This is a genomic window from Sorangium sp. So ce367, assembly GCF_051520455.1.
Taxonomy (GTDB): Bacteria; Myxococcota_A; Polyangia; order Polyangiales; family Polyangiaceae; genus Sorangium; species Sorangium cellulosum_B.
In genome coordinates, this window is record NZ_CP150334.1 from 2,603,582 (window position 1) to 2,620,914 (window position 17,333).

Below are 17,333 nucleotides of genomic sequence, written 5' to 3' on the forward strand. Positions count from 1 at the left end.
TGCGTGCCGAGAGCGCAAGGAGCCTGTTCAATGAAGCCCAAGAAGAACTGCAGGGTCGAGGATTACATGAGCACCGCGGTCATCACGCTGAAGGAGGCCGACACGATCAGCGCCGCAAACCTCGAGATGAAGCTCGCGGAGATCCGGCATATTCCCGTGGTCGACGCGAAGGGGCACGTCGTCGGGATCGTCTCCGATCGCGATTTGCTCCGCCACGTGAGCCGCCTCGACGGCAAGCCCATCCCGATCGAGTCGATCATGACCCGGCGTGTCCGCACCGTGCGAGCGACGACCCCGGCCGCCGATGCAGCCCAGATCCTCCTCGATCACAAGATTGGCTGTCTGCCCGTGGTCGGCGACGAGGAGCAGCTCGTCGGGATCATCACCGAGACGGATTTCCTGAGCATCGCCCAGCAGGCGCTGCGAGGCATCGACGTGACCCACGGCGCCGGAGATCGCTAGGCCAGCGACGCTTCAGAAAGCCGGGGAGCAGCTCTTGCCGTCGGTGGTGATCGGCTTGTCCTCGGGCTCGGCCTGCGTGAGGTCGATGGCGTGGAGATCCGTCACGTCGTCATGGCGCAGGCAGTAGACGAGGGACGTCGCGTCGGGAGCGATCGTCACGCTATCGATGTAGGTGCCGGGCTCGGCGAGCACGAGGGGGGACATCATGGCTGTGGCCATGTCGTAGACCAGGAGGGCGCTTGTGGCTACCGTGGTGTCGTCGGCCGGGATATCGATGGTTCCGGCGAAGACAAAGCCGCTTCCGTCGCCGAGCCAGCTCGCTGGCGTAAGGGAGGGCCGCACCTGGCCTGCGCCGTAGCCCTCATCGACGAGCTTCACGGGGCTGGTGCCACCCGCTCTCGGATAGAGAAAGATGCCCTGATCTTCCGAATTCACGCACACGCTGTGAATGAGGAGGATTTCGCCGGTGGCCGGGTTGACCGAAGGTTCTATCACCGTGCAGCTCAACACCGTGGGGAAGGGCTCCGGCAAGCCACCCCCCGCCGCCACGCGCCACGGGAACGAGCCTCCTTGGAGGCTCGTTCCCTCGTACCACCAGTTGCCAAAGTCGTAGATGATGCCGGTGCCGTCGGCCGTGAACATCGGTGCGTCCACCGAGATTTGGAAGTTCGTACGGCCCTCGCCGTCGTTGGGAAACACCGGCGTGAGGCGGCGGAAATCGGTCCCGTCGGTGGCGAGGCTCCAGAGGCGGCGGGTCGCGAGGCGGGTGTCGTTGTCTTCCTTGGTGGGGCCGTAGAGCGAAGCGAGGACGATGCGGGTGCGGTCGGGCGAGAGGGTGTGGCCCCAGATCTCCCAACCTTCACTGCCGTCGCCGCGCAGATCGGTGACCACGCGCTCGGCGCCGGTCGCGAAGTCTCGCGCGATGAGGTGATCGTGATCGGCCGTCTCCGCGCGCACGTAGAGGAACGTGCCGGCGGGGAGGGCACCCGCGCCGGTGGACGAGCCACCGCTGCCGGAAGCGCCCATGCCGCCCGATGTGCCGGTGCTGCCGGAGGAGCCGCTCGGACCAGCGCCCCCGGCGCCGGAGGTGCCCGCGCCGCCGGAGGTGCCCGCGCCGCCGGAGGTGCCCGATGTGCCGGTGGGCGACGCGGTCTCGATCGTGCACGCCGACGTCGAGCCCGCGGCGATCGCAACGAGACTGAGAACTAGCCAACTGTTCTTCGTTGGAATCATGCGACCAGCCTAACAAACTGTACTCACGCGCATTCGCCTTTCGATCCGGCTGGATCTCAGGCTCGACCAGGTGCGCTCGACGCCTCCCCGGCGTGCGCCCTCAGTCCTCGATGCGCAGCACGCGCCGAGCTGGATGCGGGAGTTCCGCACGTCCGGATCTGTGGAGGGGCCGGGGGGTAGTCGACCCCGGCCTACCCGACTAGGGGATTTCGGGGTCGGTGTGCCTTCGCCACTCGTCCCGCGCGCTTGAGTAGGCGGTCCGGGCGGCGAGCTCGCGCTCCACGCCGGTGATGGCGGGCATCTTGCGATGGCACAGCTCCCCGGGAAGGGTGATCTCCACCTGCGTTCGTGCTTCACGCAGCGTGCCGGGCCATCCGCCGGCGGCGGGGCGGCCTTCTCGATGGAGGTCTTGACGCCAACGCCTGGCCCACGCCTGGCCCAGCGCGTTTGCGCTCTGCTCGATGAATCGTTGCCGTACGGCCGCCTGCGCCGAGCCGTCCTGGTCGGCTCCTGGCTCGGACGGGGCGCGCTCGGCGCCCTGGCTCGGCGCTGCGCGCTTCACTCGGTGACCGCAGGCTGAGGCCCCGGGACGATCCCTGCGATGTCCGGATCCTCTCCCGGCGTCCCGCTGATGGCGGAGCCCTTTCCCGTGCGGCGCGCGAGACGGTTCGCGTCTTTCTCGCGCTGCTTCTCTTGCCTCTCGCGTTCCTTCTGCCGCTTCAATGCTCCCTGTCTCTGCATGCCGAACCGGCCTTTCGGCGCCTCCGGGCGCGTTCTTCAGCACCTCATGGGTGCGTCCTGAAAGCGCAGGCGTGGCGGCGCACGAGCGCCGCCACGCCGCGCCCGTGATCAGTACCGGCCGCGACCGCCGCCGCCGCCGCCGCCGCCGCCGAAGCCGCGCGCCGGACGCTCCTGCGCTTCGTTGACCTTCAGCGCGCGGCCATCGAGCATGGCGCCGTTCAGCTGCGAGATGGCGCTGTTCGCGGCCTGGGCCGTGCCCATGGTCACGAACGCGAAGCCGCGCGGCTGCCCCGTCTCGCGGTCGGTCGGCATCGCGATCTCACGGACCTCGCCGGCCGCGGCGAACGCGGCCTCGAGGGTCTCGCGGGTGGTGTTGAACGAAAGATTTCCTACGTAGAGACGATTTCCCATGCCATCCTGCTCTTTTACGGCCTTCTGGTGCGCTCTGCGGCGCATTCGGCCTGCCATCCGACGAAGCCGTGACGGATCGAACGGAGACGTGCGGCGCGGAACTCCCGCGCGAGCACACGGTGCGTCGTCCAGTCGTCCGAGCGAGCTGCAATCTCCCCCACGAGAGAGGGAAGAGGGAAAGCGTCGTTATAGAGGGCCAGGGACGATCGTGAGGAGGGCATCCTAGCCCGGTGCATCGTCGTCCGCAAGCGCGCCGTTCCGTCTTCGAGTCGGGTCCTGAAACGGGCCCGAACGCACATGCCAGGCTGCGCCGTGACACCGTCCACCTCTTGCGCCTCGAGACGAGCCTCGACCGCCGGCCTCACCGGTCGTGCGCGATCCGGTAACTCCCCGGGATCACCGCCGGCGGTGGCCCGTCGTACAGCGTCGCCGTGCGCCGCTCCTCCTTGCGGACGTGGTACTCGAACACGCAGCGCAGGGAGAAGAACACCCGCCCTTCCCCCGCGACGATCCCTATCTGATCGAGGTGCATGGGAAAGACGACCTCTCGCTCCTCGAGCTGCACATGGATGTGCATCCGCAGGTCGGGCATCGCGAACGCGAGCTCCCCGCCGCGCAGGCCGTGCGTGAGCCGGATCCCGTCGCCCGGCCTCGGCTCGCCGCCTGCCTCGATCATCATGCCCGGGTGCCCCATGTTGAAGAACGTGGGGAGGATGTCCCTGTGCCTCACCTTGAATTCAGGCGCCCTGTCGGGCGTGAGCCGGCTCGGGTCCGGCGCGGCAGCGCTCGTCGCCGCCTTCACGCGGAGCGCGCCCTCGCCAGGGTAATACCCCAGGCCGACGGGATCGGGGGAGTCGCCGAACGAGCGGAGCAGCCGGTTCGGGTCCTCGAGGTTGGGCAGCGGCTTCCCGAGCGCGCTCTTCGCGTCGAGGTAGAATCCTCGCCCCGCCGGGTTGGGCGTGAAGGGCATGTCGAGCCCGTAGTCGGTAGGGCAGGTCCCGCCGAAGGCGCGCCCGTAGTCGAGCTCCATCGAGACGAACGACTCCGGCTCGCTCGGGACCAGGGCGCCGCCGGCCCCGGGCACCCAGGAGCGGTCGCCGAAGACGGCGATCCGCCGCCGGAAGCTCCGCCCCACCTCGAGCTCGACGTCGAGGCGCGGCCTCGCAGCGCCGCCAGGCTGGCGCACCTTCCCGCCGAGCAGCACGTCGATCCCGCCCATGTAGAACGGCTTGTCCCCCGGCATCTTGCCGAGCGCCGTCGCGACGGGCTCGCCCGAGATCGGCCACGGCTCGTCGGGCGTGGCGACGAGCGCGCCGCCGGCGACCCGGAAGGTGGGCCGCGCGATCGCGCAGCCCAGCATGTGGTCGTCGCTGCGCGCCGACGCTGTCCTGAGGAGCACCGCCGGGTGCCTTGTCTCGTTGCGAAGCTTCACGGATCGAGCCCTCTCCGCCGCGGCGCCGCGCTCAGCAGTTCAGGCGCACGGTGCCGCCGTCGAGCTTCTCCGTGGCGCTCCCGTTGGTCACGTAGATCCCGTCCGAGGTGATCTCGATCTTCGCGGACTTGCCCTCGGCGTCGGTCGAATTGCCGATCTCGAGGACGATCTTCTTCTGGGCGCGGATCCGGATCGTCGAGTCGGCGAACAGGGCGAGATCGGGTCCGCCGATCTGGACCTCCTGCTCGGACTCGACGCGCACCTCTCCGGCGCACGTCATCTCCAGCGCGCCGTCGGTGACCGCCCACTCGAGCGAGCCCGCGCTGAGCGTGCAGTGCCCGTCGACGACCTGCTGCATCGTGCCGCCGACCGAGAGGGTGAGGTTGCCCGCCACGCGCCTCGACTCGTCGTCCAGGGACGAGATCGCGTGCGCCCCGGTGACGATGACCGTCCGATCACCGCTCACCTTGACCGACTCGTCCCCGCCGACGCACGCGCTGCGGTCCCCGGCGACGATGTCGCGGCGGTCTCCGACGACGCTCGCCGTGTGATCGCCTGCGACCGAGAGCCAGCTGTCGGCGCCGACCGAGGTGGTCCGATCCGCGGCCACCGTCCTGGTCTCGGCCGCACCCACGGTCACGGTGCGCGCGCCCGCGACCGTCACCGTCTCCGCGCCGCCGACGGTCTTCGTGCGGTCGCCCGTCACCGCGAGCGCGTCGTCGCCGCCGACGTTGCGGCGCGCGTCGTTCAGGGCCTCGACCTTGAGGTCGCGCTGGGCGCGGAGGTAGACCTCTTCCCGGCCTGACTGGTCCTCGAAGCGGAGCTCGTTGTACCCGCCGCCTCCCGGGGTGGTCTGGGTCCGCAAGGCCGACTTGGTCTTCTCGGCAGGGAGCGCGTACGGGTAGGGGCTCACGACCGTGTACACCCGCCCGGTCACGATCGGCCGGTCCGGATCGCCGTCGAGGAACTCGACGAGCACCGCGCTCCCGACGCGCGGGATGTGCATCGCCCCGTAGCCGGCCCCCGACGCCATCTGCGCGACGTGGACCCAGCACGCGTTCTCCGAGGCGCTGCCGTTGCGATCCCAGTGCAGCCTGACCCTCACGCGCCCGTCGCTGTCCGTCTCGATCTCGGCCCCCTGCGTCCCGACCACGGTCGCGGCCTGCGGTCCGGCGATGCGCGGCTTTGGCGTCCTGCACGGGGGCCGGAAGGCGACGCCGGCCGGGACGCACTCGAACGTGCAGCGGTACCCCTCCTTGCTGTCGAACCGGGCCGCGTGCTGGAGCCGGGTGACGAGGTACTCCGCGTTGAAGCTCTCCCTCGGGTGATCCTCGAGCCGGAACCGCGCGCCGGGCGCGAGCCGCACGGAGAAGGCCTCGCCCTGCCCCACGGCGGCGGTCGCCTGGAGCGCGTCGAGGCGCACTTCCGCCGCGGGGCTGGCCGGGTACGCGAACACGGCGAGGTCCGTGTGCCGCCCCTTCTCGGCCGCCGTGTCCACGACCGAGGCGGGGTTCTCGAACGGCACGTCGCGCGTCGTGACCTTCCCCGGCCGGACCCGCTGCGCGAAGCGGAACGAATCGATGCCTTCTCCGGTGTGGATCGCCCCCGTCACCGGCCGATACCGGAGCTCCTTCGGGGAGATGGGCGAGTGGACCTGCGCGGTGTCGGAGATCATCAGGGTCGCGCCAGCGTCGGTGTGCTCGAAGTAATAGAAGATGCCTTCTTCCTCCATGAGGCGGCTGAGGAACGCCCAGTCCGATTCGCGGTACTGGACGCAGACGTCGCGCGCCTCGTAGCCGCGCTGGAGCACGATCTGGTAACGCCGGACGCCGCCGAGCTTCAGCACGCGCTCGATGACCTCGGCCGTGGTGACGCCCTGGAAGATGCGGCAATCGTACCGCTGGTCGAGGAGCCAGACCTCGGGCACCAGCGTGGCGCGGTAGGCGGCGCGGTGCTCCGAGGTGTGGACCTGCTCGAACCGGCTGACGATCCCGTGCAGGTGGCGGGCGACGGCGCCGTGATCGAGCGTCAGCACGGCCGACTCGGCGACGAGCGCGTCGAGGTCGAGGTCGGTGTCGGCGCACTCGACGGTGATATCGAAGGTGTAGAGCTCCGACATCGCCTCCGCGCCTGAGAGCTCCTTCACCTCGAGCGAGGTCTTGAGTCCATCGATCGTGAGTCGTGCGCGGACGAGGGGCGGGGCCACGGCCATGAGAACCTCGGAAGAAGTTCGGCCATCAGACCCGATGTCGCGCCGATGTGCAAACACGTTGTGCGGCCGCCCGCGCCGGGCGAGCTGTGCGGTGCAGGTGCGAGCCCGGGGTTCCGCGCGGTCGCGCCGGCGCTACCGAGGGGGCGGCGTCTTCGAGGCGCAGCAAGTGAACTTTGCGTAGGTCGACTCGTGGGCGGCGCAGCGACCGTCGTACCCGGTGTCGAACGCCGCGAGCTCCGCGCCGTCGCTCGCGCACGTGGCGTAGGCCCGTTCCTTGAGGGCGGCCGTGTCGATGCACGAGGTGCCGTCGCCCAGCGAACCACCCCAGCAGGCCTCGGGCGGAGGAGGCGGCGGCTCGGCGCCGCAGCACTCGAAGAAGGCCTTGCTGGTCTCGTAGCCGGCGCAACGCGGGTTGTTCTCCTCGTACGTGAAGGAGGTGAACTCGGCGCCTGCGCTCACGCACGTCGCATAGGCCCGATCCTTCATGGCCGTGCGGTCGACGCAGGAGAGGCCGTCGCCCAGCTCGCCCTTCCAGCACGTGCTCGGCGGAGGAGGCGGCTCGTTACCGCAGCACTCGAAGACGGCCTTGCTGGTCTCGTAGCCGGTGCAGCGCGGGTTGTCTTCCTCGTACGTGAAGGAGGTGAACCTGGCGCCTGCGCTCACGCACGTCGCATAGGCCCGATCCTTCATGACCGAGCGGTCGACGCAGGAGAGGCCATCGCCCAGCTCGCCCTTCCAGCACGCGCCGGACGGAGGCGGCGGAGGAGGAGGCGGCTCGCTACCGCAGCACTCGAAGTAACCCCAGGTGGTCTCGTAGGCTGCGCAGCTCGGGTTGTTCCGCTCGTAATCGAAGAAGGTGAGGTCTGCGGCCGAGCGCGAGCACGCCGCATAGGCCTGGTCCTTGAGCGCGGAGGGGTCGACGCAGGATCTGCGATCGCCCAGCTCGCCCTTCCAGCACGCGCGCGGCGGAGGGGGCGGCGGCGGCTCGCCGCCGCAGCACTCGAAGGTGGCCTTGGTGGCCTCGTTCGGACCGCAGCGCCCGGGGTCCGGCAGGGCGTCGAGCCAGGTGAGCCGGGCGCCCGCGCTCACGCACATCGCGTAAGCCCGATCCTTGATGGCGCCCATGTCGATGCAGGAGGACCCGTCGCCCAGCTCGCCCTTCCAGCACGAGTTCGGCGGCGGAGGAGGCGGCGGCTCGCCGCCGCAGCACTCGAAGACCACCTCGCTGCTCTCGTGGTCGGCGCAGCTCGGGTTGAGGGTGTCGCTCACGAAGCTCGCGAGCTCTGCGCCCATCCTCGCGCACCTCGCCTGGGCGTGATCCCGGAGCGTTGCCGTGTCGTGGCACGTGAACCCGTCGCCCATGTCCCCGAGCCAGCACGCCGACGGCGGGGGAGGCAACGGTCCCCCGCCGCCCTCCGACCCCGGGTCCTCGCCGCCGCCCGTCCCAGGATTGGCGTCCCCGCCTTCCCCGCCCGTCGAGCCCGCTGGTGGATCGGGATCCGGCGCCAGGGTGATGGTGCACCCCGAGCCGACGAGGAGACTGGATATCGAGACGCTGAGCAATAGACCTATCGCAAGGGAAGTCCGCATCGTGATCCTCCGTGAAAGCCGGCGTTGCGCCGGACAGCTCCGAGCGCGCGCCGCTCGAGCTCGGGTCAGCGCGCCCTCTCCGTCGTGTCGCTCTCCATCTATCAACCGCGACGAGGCCGGCGGTTTCCTCGGGCGGGCGATTTCGCGATCAGAAGGGGCAGCAGGTGTAGCTCAGGCTCGTGGCCGTGGCGTCGGTGCAGGCGACGTGTTTGTCCCCGAACACGCGACGGAAGAGATAGTGGCCATTGCCCCTGCAGAGCGCCGTGGCCTCGGCATCCAGCTTCTCGTACGGCTGGCATGCCTCACCGAAGTCGATCTCGCTCGTCCAGCACGACGGCGAAGGCAGCGGATCCCCCAGGGGACAGCACTCGTAGTAGACCCTGGTCGTCTCGTGATCACCGCAGGCCCCGTCGGGCTGCTCCTGATCGAGGGAGCGGAGCTCCGTGTCCCTTTCCCTGCACATCATGTAGACCTCGTCCTTGACATACGTCGTGTCGAAGCACGTGACGCCGTCGCCGAGCACTCCTTTCCAGCACGTGGTCAGCGCCATCCTCCCGCACGTGTACTCGGCGTCGAGGTAGCTCCCGTGATCGCAGGGGTCGAGCAGCGTCAAATCCGCGACGATGAGGCCCTGCGCCTCGCACCGTGCCCTGGCCTCACGCCGCAACGCGTCCGCGGTCTGGCAGAGCGCCTCGTCCCGCGGGGCTGCCGGATCTTCGGTCGCGGGTCCTTCGGCGTCCGTGGCACGGGTGCCTTCTCCGCTCTCGCCCTCGTGCGCGGCAGCTTCCGCGGGGACGCCTCCGGAGCCTCGGCGCAGCGCGGCGTGAGGGCCGCGCTGCGCGAGAGGAGATAGCCCTTCCGGGCCATCAACCCATCTCCGTCCCAGCGTCTGCGGGGGGGTCAGCGGCTCGACGCGCCCGCGCGCCGGCGGAGGCGAGGCGCGGTCGACAGGGAGCCGGCTGTCGTCCAGGAGCCCTGGGGTGTCGTTCGCGTCCCGCGGCGGCACGGCGCTGCGCGGCACGGGCGGCGCCGGAGCGAGCCGGCGGGGAGGTTCCTGGAGGAGCGGGGCGCGGATCCGGGGAGGCGGCGCTGTCGGGCCGTGGGCCGGCGTGCGCTCCAGGAGCCCGCCGTCCGCGGGAGGCGGATCGCCCGCGAGCTCGATCGCTTGTTCGACGGGGCGCTCTGTGAAGATCGAGCCGGGTGTGAGGCCCTGGAGCGCGGTGCCGAGGGCGACGATGCTGGCGCTGGCGCCCAGCGCCAGCACGAGCGAGCGCCCCCCGCTCCCGCCCATGAAGGGCCGCCGCCCGCGCCGGTCGAGCTCCGCGACGAGGCGCGCCTCGAGCCGAGGCGACGGCTTCACCGCGGCGAGCTGCTCGTCCACCTCGCGCAGCAACGCGAGCAGATCACGGTTTCGCGTCATGGCCCACCTCCCATCCGGCGTCGCGGAGCTGCGCAACCGCCTTTTGAATCAGCTTGCAGACGTATCCCTTGGAGTGGCCGAGTATCTTCCCGATCTCCTCCTGCTCCTTGCCGTCGAGATAGAACATCGAGAAAGCGACCTGTTCTTTGGGAGGCAGCGTGCCCAGCGTCTCGAGCGCGCGGCGCAGATCGTCGCGCGCGATCGTCACTTCATCGAGGGGGCTGCGCTCGCCCTCGCCTTGCCCGAGCAGCCAGCGGATGGGCGGGAGCGCGAGGAATCGGTCCCGTCGCAGCCGGTTCAGGCAGCGATTCGAGGTCGTCCTGTACAGCCACCCCTCGAGGTTGTCTCGCTCGGTCAGGGTCTCGAGCGCCTTCATCAGGTCGAGGAAGACGTCCTGCGTCACGTCCTCTGCCCAGGCCACATTGCCGCGGCCGTAGCGGAGCGCGAGGCGGTACACCTGGCGATGGTGGTTGCGGTAGAGCGCGCCGAGTTCGTGCGCCTCTTCGCCGGAGCGCTGCGTCACGGCGGGTGGGAGCTTCCGCTCCGGAGGCACGGCGATGTCGTCCGGCGGAGCGCTCCGGCCTCCGTCCCCGGGAGGGGGGAGCAGCTCCTCCGCCCGGGTCTGGCCCTCGAAATGAGGCCGCGCGGCGAGGTTCACCGGCGCCTCCGAGCGAGGGTCCCGTCCGCCGTGAAGCCCCACGAGCCGACCAAGGGTTGCGCCATCTGACACCCTACACAATCGAGGTCGGCGCTGGTTTCCTGTCGGCGGTCTCAGGCGCCGATTTCCCCTCCACGGGGTGCTCCTGGTACCCTCCTGCAACGTCCGCGGTAGAATCGGCGGACGCCACGAGAACCGCTGCGGATCGGTGTCGTCGGGCCCTCGAGGCTCCGCGAGCGCGCCTCGCTCACCCGGTGCGCAGCGTCTTCATCGCTCCGGCCCACGCGAGCAGCTGATCGAGCAAGGTGCCGACGGACTTCTCGTGGCGGGGGCGGGGCTTGAACACGCTGAAATTCTCGAAGTCGTCGAACAGAGAGAGCATGACCTGCGAGCGCACGTCGGCGATCTGGAGCTCGGCCATGACGAGCCGGAGGTGCTCGACGGCGCGTGAGCCTCCCGCGCTGCCGTAGCTCACGAAGCCAGCCGCCTTGTTGTTCCACTCCTTGTACAGGTAATCGATCGCGTTCTTGAGCGCGCCCGAGGTGCCGTGGTTGTACTCCGGCGTGACGAACACGAAGGCGTCGAACGAATCGATCTTCGCCGCCCACGCCTTGGTGTGAGGCTTGGTGTACTGTCCCATCGACGGGGGCGCCGGCTCGTCGAGCAACGGCAGGTCGAAATCCTTGATATCGACGAGCTCGTAGTCGGCGCCGCCCTTCTTCGTCGCCACGTCGTGCACCCACTTCGCGACAGCCTCGCCGTTGCGGCCCGGCCGCGTGCTCCCCAGGATGATCGCCACCTTCAACATGTCTGCTCTCCAGGGCAATAGCCACTCTCCGCTCGAGCCAGCAGGCGGCGTGATGCGCATTCCCACGACGCCGCGGTGGAGAGGAGGGGGCTCACGAGGTTGCTACCAGCTCGGCTACTACCAGCCAGGCAGGCTTCCCGCCAGCCAGGTGTCGTGGGAGCGCGCGATCCCTGGACCCGCACCGCCGCTCGCGCGGCCGCATGCGCCAGGGTCGTGCGCCCTGGTACGGGCAGGCTGGCCCCGCCATGGGACTTGCTGCGTTATCGTCCAGGCTCGTCCCGGGGGTGGGGGTCGGACATCACGGGGCGGGATCGCCGGCGCCGAGCCCCGAGATCGCCTGGCGTACGATGCCGCCCGGGACCCAGACCCAGACCTCGCGGGAGTCCACGTGAGCGATGTTCTGGATGTCGAAGAGCTCGGGCGGCGTCGTGAACGACCAGTGATGGGCGTCGGACAGGCGGTAGACGTGGATCACCTTCTCGCCGATCGCATAGACGGCATAGAAGCCCTCCCCGGCGGCCGAGATGGGGTATCCGATGATCGGGCCCGGCCGGCGCTCCTTCGGAGCGAGAGCCGCCTTCGTCGCCGCGAAGGGGCTGGTCCAGAGGCTGGACGCCCCGTAGAGCCCGTCGTCGGAGTAGGGCTCCGCCTCCAGCCACACGAGCGTCTGGCCGTCGCTCTTGATGTCGGCGATGACCCGAGGCGACTCCGCCCGGAGCAGCGGTTCGATGGTGTGGGTCTGGCGGCTCCAGATCCACCCCTCGGACGTGGCGTCTTCGAGGGTCGCCAGGCCGAGCGCATGATCGCCGACTGGAACCATCTGGCGGAACGATGGCGCGTCGTTGCCTGGCTGGCGACCGAACCTCTTGGCCTGGCCGCTGATCCTGTCGTAGATGTTGACCGTGCCGGACGCGGGCCCCGATAGCGCGAGGGTGTCGTCGGTCGTGTAGAGGCCGTGGCTCGGCGCGTCGACCGGGATGGGTTGGCTCGCGGTGGCGAGCGCGTCGTAGCCGGAGACGAGGTAGGCCGAGCCGGGCGCCTCGACGCTCACCCTCTGCGCGCCGAGCCAGACCCGCTCATGACCGACGCTGGGCACCGTCGGTACGCAGTACTCCTGTGTCGGGTCGGCCTCGGGCACGGTCGGCTCGAGGTCCTTGTAGCGCCATGCGGCGAGCGGTGTCCCGTCGGCGTCGTAGACGCCGGTCCGTCGCTCACCCCGGTACTCGAAATACAGCCCGACGCGGTAGCCGTCGCCCCATCGAACGACGGTCGGCGAGGCGGTCCATGGATACTTGCCGGCGTCCCAGTCGACGACGAGCGACGTGCAGCCCGGAGCGCTGCCCGGGCACTGCTCCCAGCGCAAGGACGGCAGCGCCTTGCTGGGCTCGTCGGCGACGTCGACCTGGCACCTTTCGAGCCAACCCGTGGCTCTCCAGGTGCTGTCGCCTGGATCTTCGGGCGCATCAGGGGGAGCGTCCGGGCCAGCGTCACCCGGGACGCCGGCGCCGGTCGCCGCCTCGCCTGCAGTCCCGGACCCGTGCGTGCTGGCCTGGGTCGCGTCAGCGGTCGCCGGATGTCCGTCGGTGCCGCCGGTGCCGTCGACGCTCGGAGGCTCGGGCGCGCCGCGAGAGCAGCTCGCCGAGAGGGCCGAGAGGGAGAAGAAGAATGGCACGGCGCGCGCCGCGAGACGGGCAAGGAGGTCGTGTTGCATGGCTCAGAATACCGTGGAAGCGCCGGTCAATCCGCTTCCTGAACTGTCGTCAGCAGCGTTAGCAACCGCGTTGGCAACGGCCGTGCCGGCCGTGGCTCTCCTCGGCGGCTCTGGTGCCTTGGCGGACGCGCTCGGGGCGCCGCACGCCGCAGATGCTGTGGATATCGACCGAAGAAGGCGCTTTCCATCCCGCGCGCAGGGCCAGGGCTCTGCCGGCGCCTCGGGGGTGACCGCGGCGCTCCACGCGCCACGCCCGTGACATGTCACGCCGCGACCGTGACGTGTCACGCCGCGACCGTGACATGTCACGGGCGTGCGACGCTACCGCGCAGAAAAGATCAAGGCGATTCATGGCAGCTGATCTCAAGCCACCCCCCTCCGATTTATCGCGTCCGGTTCATGGCATGACACGGCGCGCGCCGTCGCGAACGCGCCGTCGCGCGGCCTGTCTCCTGCGTGGACACGCCCCGGCGTCGGAGATTTGCTTGTGCCGTTTATAATTTGTATTTACTTGCGGCCTTGGTCCGTTCGTGAACAATCTGCGCGACGGCGCGGTCGAGATGATCGTCAATCCGGGCGATCGCCGCGGTCGCGTCGAGACTCTTCCTTTTGGCTGTGGCAGCGTGTGATCGAGGGGCAGCCTCGCGCGCGGCCGGCAGTGGAGATCAAGAGCCATGACCGACAAGAAGCAAGCAGCACCTTCGTCCAGCTCGACCCGTACCCGTCGCCAGGTGCTGAAGCAGGCGGTGGGCCTCGGCGCGGGGCTGGCCGCCACGAGCTTGCTCGGTGGCGAGGCGTCGGCCGCGCCGCGCATCCGCTCCGGGACCTTCACGACGAGCGACGGGGTCGCCCTCAACTACCTGGAGGCGGGGAGGGGGAGACCGCTGCTCCTCCTGCACGGGTGGTCCCAGTCGGCCGCGCTGTACAGGGCGCAGATCCTCGCCTTCGCGCGGCACCACCATGTCTTCGCGCTCGACTGGCGCGGACATGGCGAGTCGGAGAAGCCCGAGCACGGCTACCGCATGGCGCGCTTCAGCAGGGATCTTTACGAATTCATCCGCGGGATGGGGCTCAAGCATCTCTCCGTCCTCGGTCACTCGATGGGCTGCGGCGCGCTCTACGGCTACTGGGACAACTACGGGGGACGCTACATCGACCGCCTGATCCTTGTCGACGTGGGCCCTGCGATGACGGCCTGGCCCGACTGGTCCGCGGAAGAGGCGGTCGAGGCGGGGGCCCTGTTCACCCCGCAGACGCTCCACGAGACGGCGGCCGCGCTGCGCGGTCCCGACGGGATCGCCACGACCTACGGGCTCGTGGCCACCATGTTCACCCCCGGCTATCCGGCGGATCAGCTCGCCTTGGTCGTCGAGCAGAACCTGAAGCTCCCGCGCGAGTACGCCGCCAAGCTGCTCGTCAACCAGGCCGAGCAGGACTGGAGGGACGTGATCCCGCGGATCGACGTGCCCACGCTCGTCGTCGGCGGAGAGGCGAGCATCTTCAACCCCATCTCCCAGCAGCGGGTCGCCGACCAGATCCCCGGCGCCGAGCTCCTCCTCTTCGGCGCGGACGAGGGGGGCAGCCACTTCATGTGGCTCGAGAACCCCGAGAAGTTCAACGAGGATGTCCTCGACTTCCTCGGCTGAGCCGCGCCGCCCTTGAGCGGCTGTCGCGCGCGGCTGCGCGGCGGCACCTGCCTTCGCTGTCGATACGATGACTCGGCGCCTACTGCTTCTTTCTGCTCGACCAGTTCTCGATCGGCAGGCCCTGAAATCGCCGAAAATCTCGGGTATTCACCGTTACCAGGATCAGGTCGTTGCTCTTCGCGATGGCGGCGATTTGGCCGTCCACGAACGGTGCCGGCGTTCCCCTTCCATCAAGCCGAGCGCGCTCGTCGGCATGCCATGCCGAGGCCGCGGCATCGTACGGCAGGATGGGAAGAGACAGGTAGACGACCTCGCGCAGGTACGCCTCCAGCGCCGTGCGCCGCTTGCCTGAGGGCAGGAGCCGACAGCCGTACCACAGCTCGTGCCACACGGGGGCGGCGAGCGCGCTCTCGTGCGCGTGGGCCTCGATCTTCGCGAGCATCGCCTCGTCGGGCGCCTGCTTCATCGGCTCCGAGATCGTGGAGGTGTCGAGCAAGAAGCGCGGGCTCACAGCTTGACCTGTCGACCCGGCGAACGGTCGCGAACGGACGCGGCGAAGTCGCGCTCCAGGCCCACCTCATCGAGGTCGTGCCTCTTCCGGAATGCACGGTACGCGTCGCCGAAGCTCGGTCGATCCGAGCGCAGCCGCTCGAACTCCTCCCGGGACAGGACGACCGCCACGGGGCGACCTCTCCGGGTGAGCTCGACGACCTCACCCGCTTCCGCTTGCTCGATGATAGAGGGGAGATGGGCCCGAGCTTCTGCGACGGAGTAGCGATGCGCCATTCCATAGATGTACACCAAGTTGTACATTCGTGCAACCGGGCGAGATGGCTCGGGTTGCGCAGCTCGGCGGCAGGACCGGTCTTGGCGCCGGAGCACTCCCTCCGACGATCCCGCCGACGATACGTGGGTCGCGACCAACGAGTCGGCACAGGGGGCCACGGGCGTGTGCAGTCAGCCTGCATGCGCGTGCTGCCAGACTGGAGATGGCGGCGGCTGTGCCATTCGCGTCGCCACACGTCGCGAGCGCCTGCCGTTGCCCCTGCGCTCCCAGCCTGGTATGGGTAGGGTGGCTGCCATGAGCTGGACCGAGGACGACCAGAGCAAGCTCGACCGCCTCCGTGACAGGGAGCTTTCCGGCACGCTGACACAGCCTGAGCAGGAGGAGCTCGCGGCGCTGATGGCCCGGATCGAGGCGGAGGAGGCGGCGGTGCTTGCCCCGGAGATGGCTCGGTTGCGTGCCGAGGCCGGCGAGCTGGCGGTCGAGCTGGCCAGCGTCGAGGGCGAGAACGAGCAACTGGCCCAGCTCATGGCACAGCAACAGGCCCTCGTGACCGACACGCGCAGGTTCCTCGAAGAGTTCGATCGGCGCCGCGCGTCCATCCTCGACGGACTTGCCCGCGTCGCCGGCGGGCCGCTCCCCGCTGCATGAATGGCCGTCTCCACTGAAGCGCGCGCAATCGTGCGGGCCACCTTCGGTGGACGGTGTGGTTACTGCGGCGTTTCCGAAACGTCGGTGGGGGGGCGAGCTGGAGATTGATCACTTCTACCCGCTCGCGGCGGGTGGTTCCGACGACATCGAGAACCTCGTCTACGCTTGCACCGCGTGCAATCGGTTCAAGGGCGATTATGCCCCCGCACACGGCGCACCGGACAGCTTGCGGCTTCTTCGCCCTCAGCGTGACGATCTCGGCGCGCACGTCGAGGAGACCGTCCACGGTCGGCTGATCGGGCTGACGCCTCGCGGCTGGTTTCACATCCAGCGTCTTCATCTGAACCGCCCGCTGCTCGTCGAACGGCGCCAGTTGCACCGCGTCCTTCAACAGCAGAAAGCCGACCTCTCGCGGTCACGAGAGGCGGAGTCGCGTCTGCGGCGGGAAAATGATGCACTCCAAGGCGAGATCGCTCGCTTGCGGGCAGTCGTGGTCGCTTTGCTTGGTGGAGGCGAGAGGTGAGACGACGCGACCGCGGCGCCCGTCCCGGCCTCGCCGCTGGCCGCATTGGACATCCAGTGAGAGCGCGCGCATCGTGGCGGCCATGAAGGTCTTCGTTACAGGGGGCTCGGGGTTCATCGGAGGCCATCTCATCGAGGGGCTCGTGCGCGCCGGTCACGAGGTGAGCGCGCTGGCGCGCTCGCCGAGGAGCGCCGACGTCGTGCGACGATATGGCGCGACGCCGGTCGCGGCCGACCTCGGGACGCTGAAGGGCGGGGACCTCGCGGGCGCCGAGGCCGCGGTGCACTGCGCCGCGGTTGTCGAGGAGTGGGGGACGCGCGCGCAGTTCTGGGAGGGCAACGTGGAGGGGACGGCGCGGGTGCTCGCCGCGGCGCGCGCCGCCGGTGTGCGCCGGTTCGTCCACGTCGGCACCGAGGCGGCGCTCTTTGATGGCCACGATCTCATCGATATCGACGAGACGCACCCTTATCCCGAGAGGCAGCGCTTCCTGTACTCGGAGACGAAGGCAGAGGCGGAGCGGCGCGTGCTCGCCGCGAACGAACCCGGCGGCATGACCACCGTCTCCATTCGCCCGCGCTTCGTCTGGGGCCCACGGGACGCGACGGTGCTGCCTGTCGTGCTGCGCATGGCGCGGGAGGGGAGCTTCGCGTGGCTCGACGGCGGCGGCGCGCGCACGTCGACGACCCACGTCGCGAACCTCGTGAGCGCGCTGCTGCTCGCCCTGGAGCGCGGCCAGGGCGGGCGCGCCTACTTCGTCGCCGACGACGGCACGCGCACGTTTCGCGACTTCCTGACGGCGCTGGCGCGGACGCAAGGGGTGGCGCTGCCCGGGCGCAGCGTCCCGAGCGCCGTCGTCCTCCCGCTCGCGGCCGCGATCGAGGGCGCCTGGCGCCTCCTCGGCGTCCGCCGGGCGCCGCCAATGACCCGCTTCGACGCCGCCATGATGTCGCGTTCGGTGACCGTGAAGACCGACCGCGCCCGCGCCGAGCTCGGGTATGCGCCTGTCATCGGCGTGGAAGAGGGGCTGGAGCAGCTCTCGGCGGCGCGCTGA

Annotated in this window: 17 protein-coding genes; 5 read left to right on the plus strand and 12 right to left on the minus strand. The window is 69.7% G+C overall.

The window, feature by feature from the left end:
• Positions 1 to 30 precede the first annotated feature (30 nt).
• Positions 31 to 462 (plus strand): CBS domain-containing protein, encoded by a 432-nt coding sequence (locus WME97_RS10090; RefSeq protein ID WP_437551527.1) that lies wholly within the window; start codon positions 31 to 33, stop codon positions 460 to 462.
• A gap of 12 nt (positions 463 to 474) precedes the next feature.
• On the opposite strand, the gene WME97_RS10095 is transcribed toward WME97_RS10090, so the two are convergent.
• From WME97_RS10095 to WME97_RS10140, 10 genes are all read right to left on the minus strand, one after another.
• A complete protein-coding gene (locus WME97_RS10095; RefSeq protein WP_437551529.1) occupies positions 475 to 1,695 on the minus strand; it encodes a hypothetical protein in 1,221 nt (406 codons plus the stop codon).
• Between the two features lie 558 nt (positions 1,696 to 2,253).
• Positions 2,254 to 2,436 carry a hypothetical protein gene (locus WME97_RS10100; RefSeq protein WP_437551531.1) on the minus strand — a complete coding sequence of 61 codons (183 nt, stop codon included), beginning with the start codon at positions 2,434 to 2,436 and terminating at the stop codon, positions 2,254 to 2,256.
• 108 nt (positions 2,437 to 2,544) lie between these two features.
• Entirely contained in the window at positions 2,545 to 2,847 is a 303-nt protein-coding gene (locus tag WME97_RS10105) for an RNA recognition motif domain-containing protein (RefSeq protein ID WP_437551533.1), read from the minus strand.
• Between the two features lie 361 nt (positions 2,848 to 3,208).
• Positions 3,209 to 4,279 (minus strand): DUF2169 domain-containing protein, encoded by a 1,071-nt coding sequence (locus WME97_RS10110; protein ID WP_437551535.1) that lies wholly within the window; start codon positions 4,277 to 4,279, stop codon positions 3,209 to 3,211.
• 31 nt (positions 4,280 to 4,310) lie between these two features.
• On the minus strand, positions 4,311 to 6,491 hold the full coding sequence (locus tag WME97_RS10115) for a type VI secretion system Vgr family protein (RefSeq protein ID WP_437551537.1): 2,181 nt from the start codon (positions 6,489 to 6,491) through the stop codon (positions 4,311 to 4,313).
• A gap of 132 nt (positions 6,492 to 6,623) precedes the next feature.
• Positions 6,624 to 8,081, minus strand: a complete 1,458-nt coding sequence (locus tag WME97_RS10120) for a hypothetical protein (RefSeq protein WP_437551538.1) — start codon at positions 8,079 to 8,081, stop codon at positions 6,624 to 6,626.
• Positions 8,082 to 8,229: 148 nt separating this feature from the next.
• Positions 8,230 to 9,501, minus strand: a complete 1,272-nt coding sequence (locus WME97_RS10125; protein WP_437551540.1) for a hypothetical protein — start codon at positions 9,499 to 9,501, stop codon at positions 8,230 to 8,232.
• Positions 9,485 to 10,159, minus strand: a complete 675-nt coding sequence (locus tag WME97_RS10130) for an RNA polymerase sigma factor (protein ID WP_437551542.1) — start codon at positions 10,157 to 10,159, stop codon at positions 9,485 to 9,487. The genes WME97_RS10125 and WME97_RS10130 overlap by 17 nt, the downstream gene beginning before the upstream one ends.
• Before the next feature lie 247 nt (positions 10,160 to 10,406).
• Positions 10,407 to 10,967 carry an NADPH-dependent FMN reductase gene (locus WME97_RS10135; protein ID WP_012234515.1) on the minus strand — a complete coding sequence of 187 codons (561 nt, stop codon included), beginning with the start codon at positions 10,965 to 10,967 and terminating at the stop codon, positions 10,407 to 10,409.
• Between the two features lie 298 nt (positions 10,968 to 11,265).
• Complete coding sequence (locus tag WME97_RS10140) at positions 11,266 to 12,678, minus strand: hypothetical protein (RefSeq protein WP_437551544.1); 1,413 nt, start codon at positions 12,676 to 12,678, stop codon at positions 11,266 to 11,268.
• Positions 12,679 to 13,352: 674 nt separating this feature from the next.
• Here WME97_RS10140 and WME97_RS10145 point away from each other — a divergent pair.
• Complete coding sequence (locus WME97_RS10145; protein ID WP_437551546.1) at positions 13,353 to 14,324, plus strand: alpha/beta fold hydrolase; 972 nt, start codon at positions 13,353 to 13,355, stop codon at positions 14,322 to 14,324.
• Positions 14,325 to 14,403: 79 nt separating this feature from the next.
• Here the strand turns inward: WME97_RS10145 and WME97_RS10150 are convergent, their stop codons facing one another.
• Together WME97_RS10150 and WME97_RS10155 are read right to left on the minus strand one after the other, a co-directional pair.
• The gene (locus tag WME97_RS10150; RefSeq protein ID WP_437551548.1) at positions 14,404 to 14,820 is read right to left on the minus strand and encodes a type II toxin-antitoxin system VapC family toxin; all 417 of its coding nucleotides are present in this window, start codon (positions 14,818 to 14,820) and stop codon (positions 14,404 to 14,406) included.
• Positions 14,821 to 14,831: 11 nt separating this feature from the next.
• Positions 14,832 to 15,137, minus strand: coding sequence for a type II toxin-antitoxin system Phd/YefM family antitoxin (locus WME97_RS10155; RefSeq protein ID WP_437551550.1), 306 nt, complete (start codon positions 15,135 to 15,137; stop codon positions 14,832 to 14,834).
• A gap of 268 nt (positions 15,138 to 15,405) precedes the next feature.
• On the opposite strand from WME97_RS10155, the gene WME97_RS10160 reads away from it, so the two are divergent.
• The 3 genes from WME97_RS10160 (at position 15,406) to WME97_RS10170 (ending at position 17,333) form a co-directional block, all read left to right on the plus strand.
• Entirely contained in the window at positions 15,406 to 15,759 is a 354-nt protein-coding gene (locus WME97_RS10160; protein WP_437551552.1) for a hypothetical protein, read from the plus strand.
• 46 nt (positions 15,760 to 15,805) lie between these two features.
• Complete coding sequence (locus tag WME97_RS10165) at positions 15,806 to 16,282, plus strand: HNH endonuclease (RefSeq protein WP_437551554.1); 477 nt, start codon at positions 15,806 to 15,808, stop codon at positions 16,280 to 16,282.
• An 82-nt stretch (positions 16,283 to 16,364) separates the two neighbouring features.
• Positions 16,365 to 17,333 carry an NAD-dependent epimerase/dehydratase family protein gene (locus WME97_RS10170; protein WP_437551556.1) on the plus strand — a complete coding sequence of 323 codons (969 nt, stop codon included), beginning with the start codon at positions 16,365 to 16,367 and terminating at the stop codon, positions 17,331 to 17,333.

Coding starts and splice junctions, on each gene's coding strand:
- WME97_RS10090 (WP_437551527.1), top strand. CDS start 31: ATGAAGCCCAAGAAGAACTGCAGGGTCGAGGATTACATGAGCACCGCG.
- WME97_RS10095 (WP_437551529.1), bottom strand. CDS start 1,695: ATGATTCCAACGAAGAACAGTTGGCTAGTTCTCAGTCTCGTTGCGATC.
- WME97_RS10105 (WP_437551533.1), bottom strand. CDS start 2,847: ATGGGAAATCGTCTCTACGTAGGAAATCTTTCGTTCAACACCACCCGC.
- WME97_RS10140 (WP_437551544.1), bottom strand. CDS start 12,678: ATGCAACACGACCTCCTTGCCCGTCTCGCGGCGCGCGCCGTGCCATTC.
- WME97_RS10170 (WP_437551556.1), top strand. CDS start 16,365: ATGAAGGTCTTCGTTACAGGGGGCTCGGGGTTCATCGGAGGCCATCTC.
- WME97_RS10115 (WP_437551537.1), bottom strand. CDS start 6,491: ATGGCCGTGGCCCCGCCCCTCGTCCGCGCACGACTCACGATCGATGGA.
- WME97_RS10160 (WP_437551552.1), top strand. CDS start 15,406: ATGAGCTGGACCGAGGACGACCAGAGCAAGCTCGACCGCCTCCGTGAC.
- WME97_RS10155 (WP_437551550.1), bottom strand. CDS start 15,137: ATGTACAACTTGGTGTACATCTATGGAATGGCGCATCGCTACTCCGTC.
- WME97_RS10125 (WP_437551540.1), bottom strand. CDS start 9,501: ATGACGCGAAACCGTGATCTGCTCGCGTTGCTGCGCGAGGTGGACGAG.
- WME97_RS10100 (WP_437551531.1), bottom strand. CDS start 2,436: ATGCAGAGACAGGGAGCATTGAAGCGGCAGAAGGAACGCGAGAGGCAA.
- WME97_RS10135 (WP_012234515.1), bottom strand. CDS start 10,967: ATGTTGAAGGTGGCGATCATCCTGGGGAGCACGCGGCCGGGCCGCAAC.
- WME97_RS10120 (WP_437551538.1), bottom strand. CDS start 8,081: ATGCGGACTTCCCTTGCGATAGGTCTATTGCTCAGCGTCTCGATATCC.
- WME97_RS10145 (WP_437551546.1), top strand. CDS start 13,353: ATGACCGACAAGAAGCAAGCAGCACCTTCGTCCAGCTCGACCCGTACC.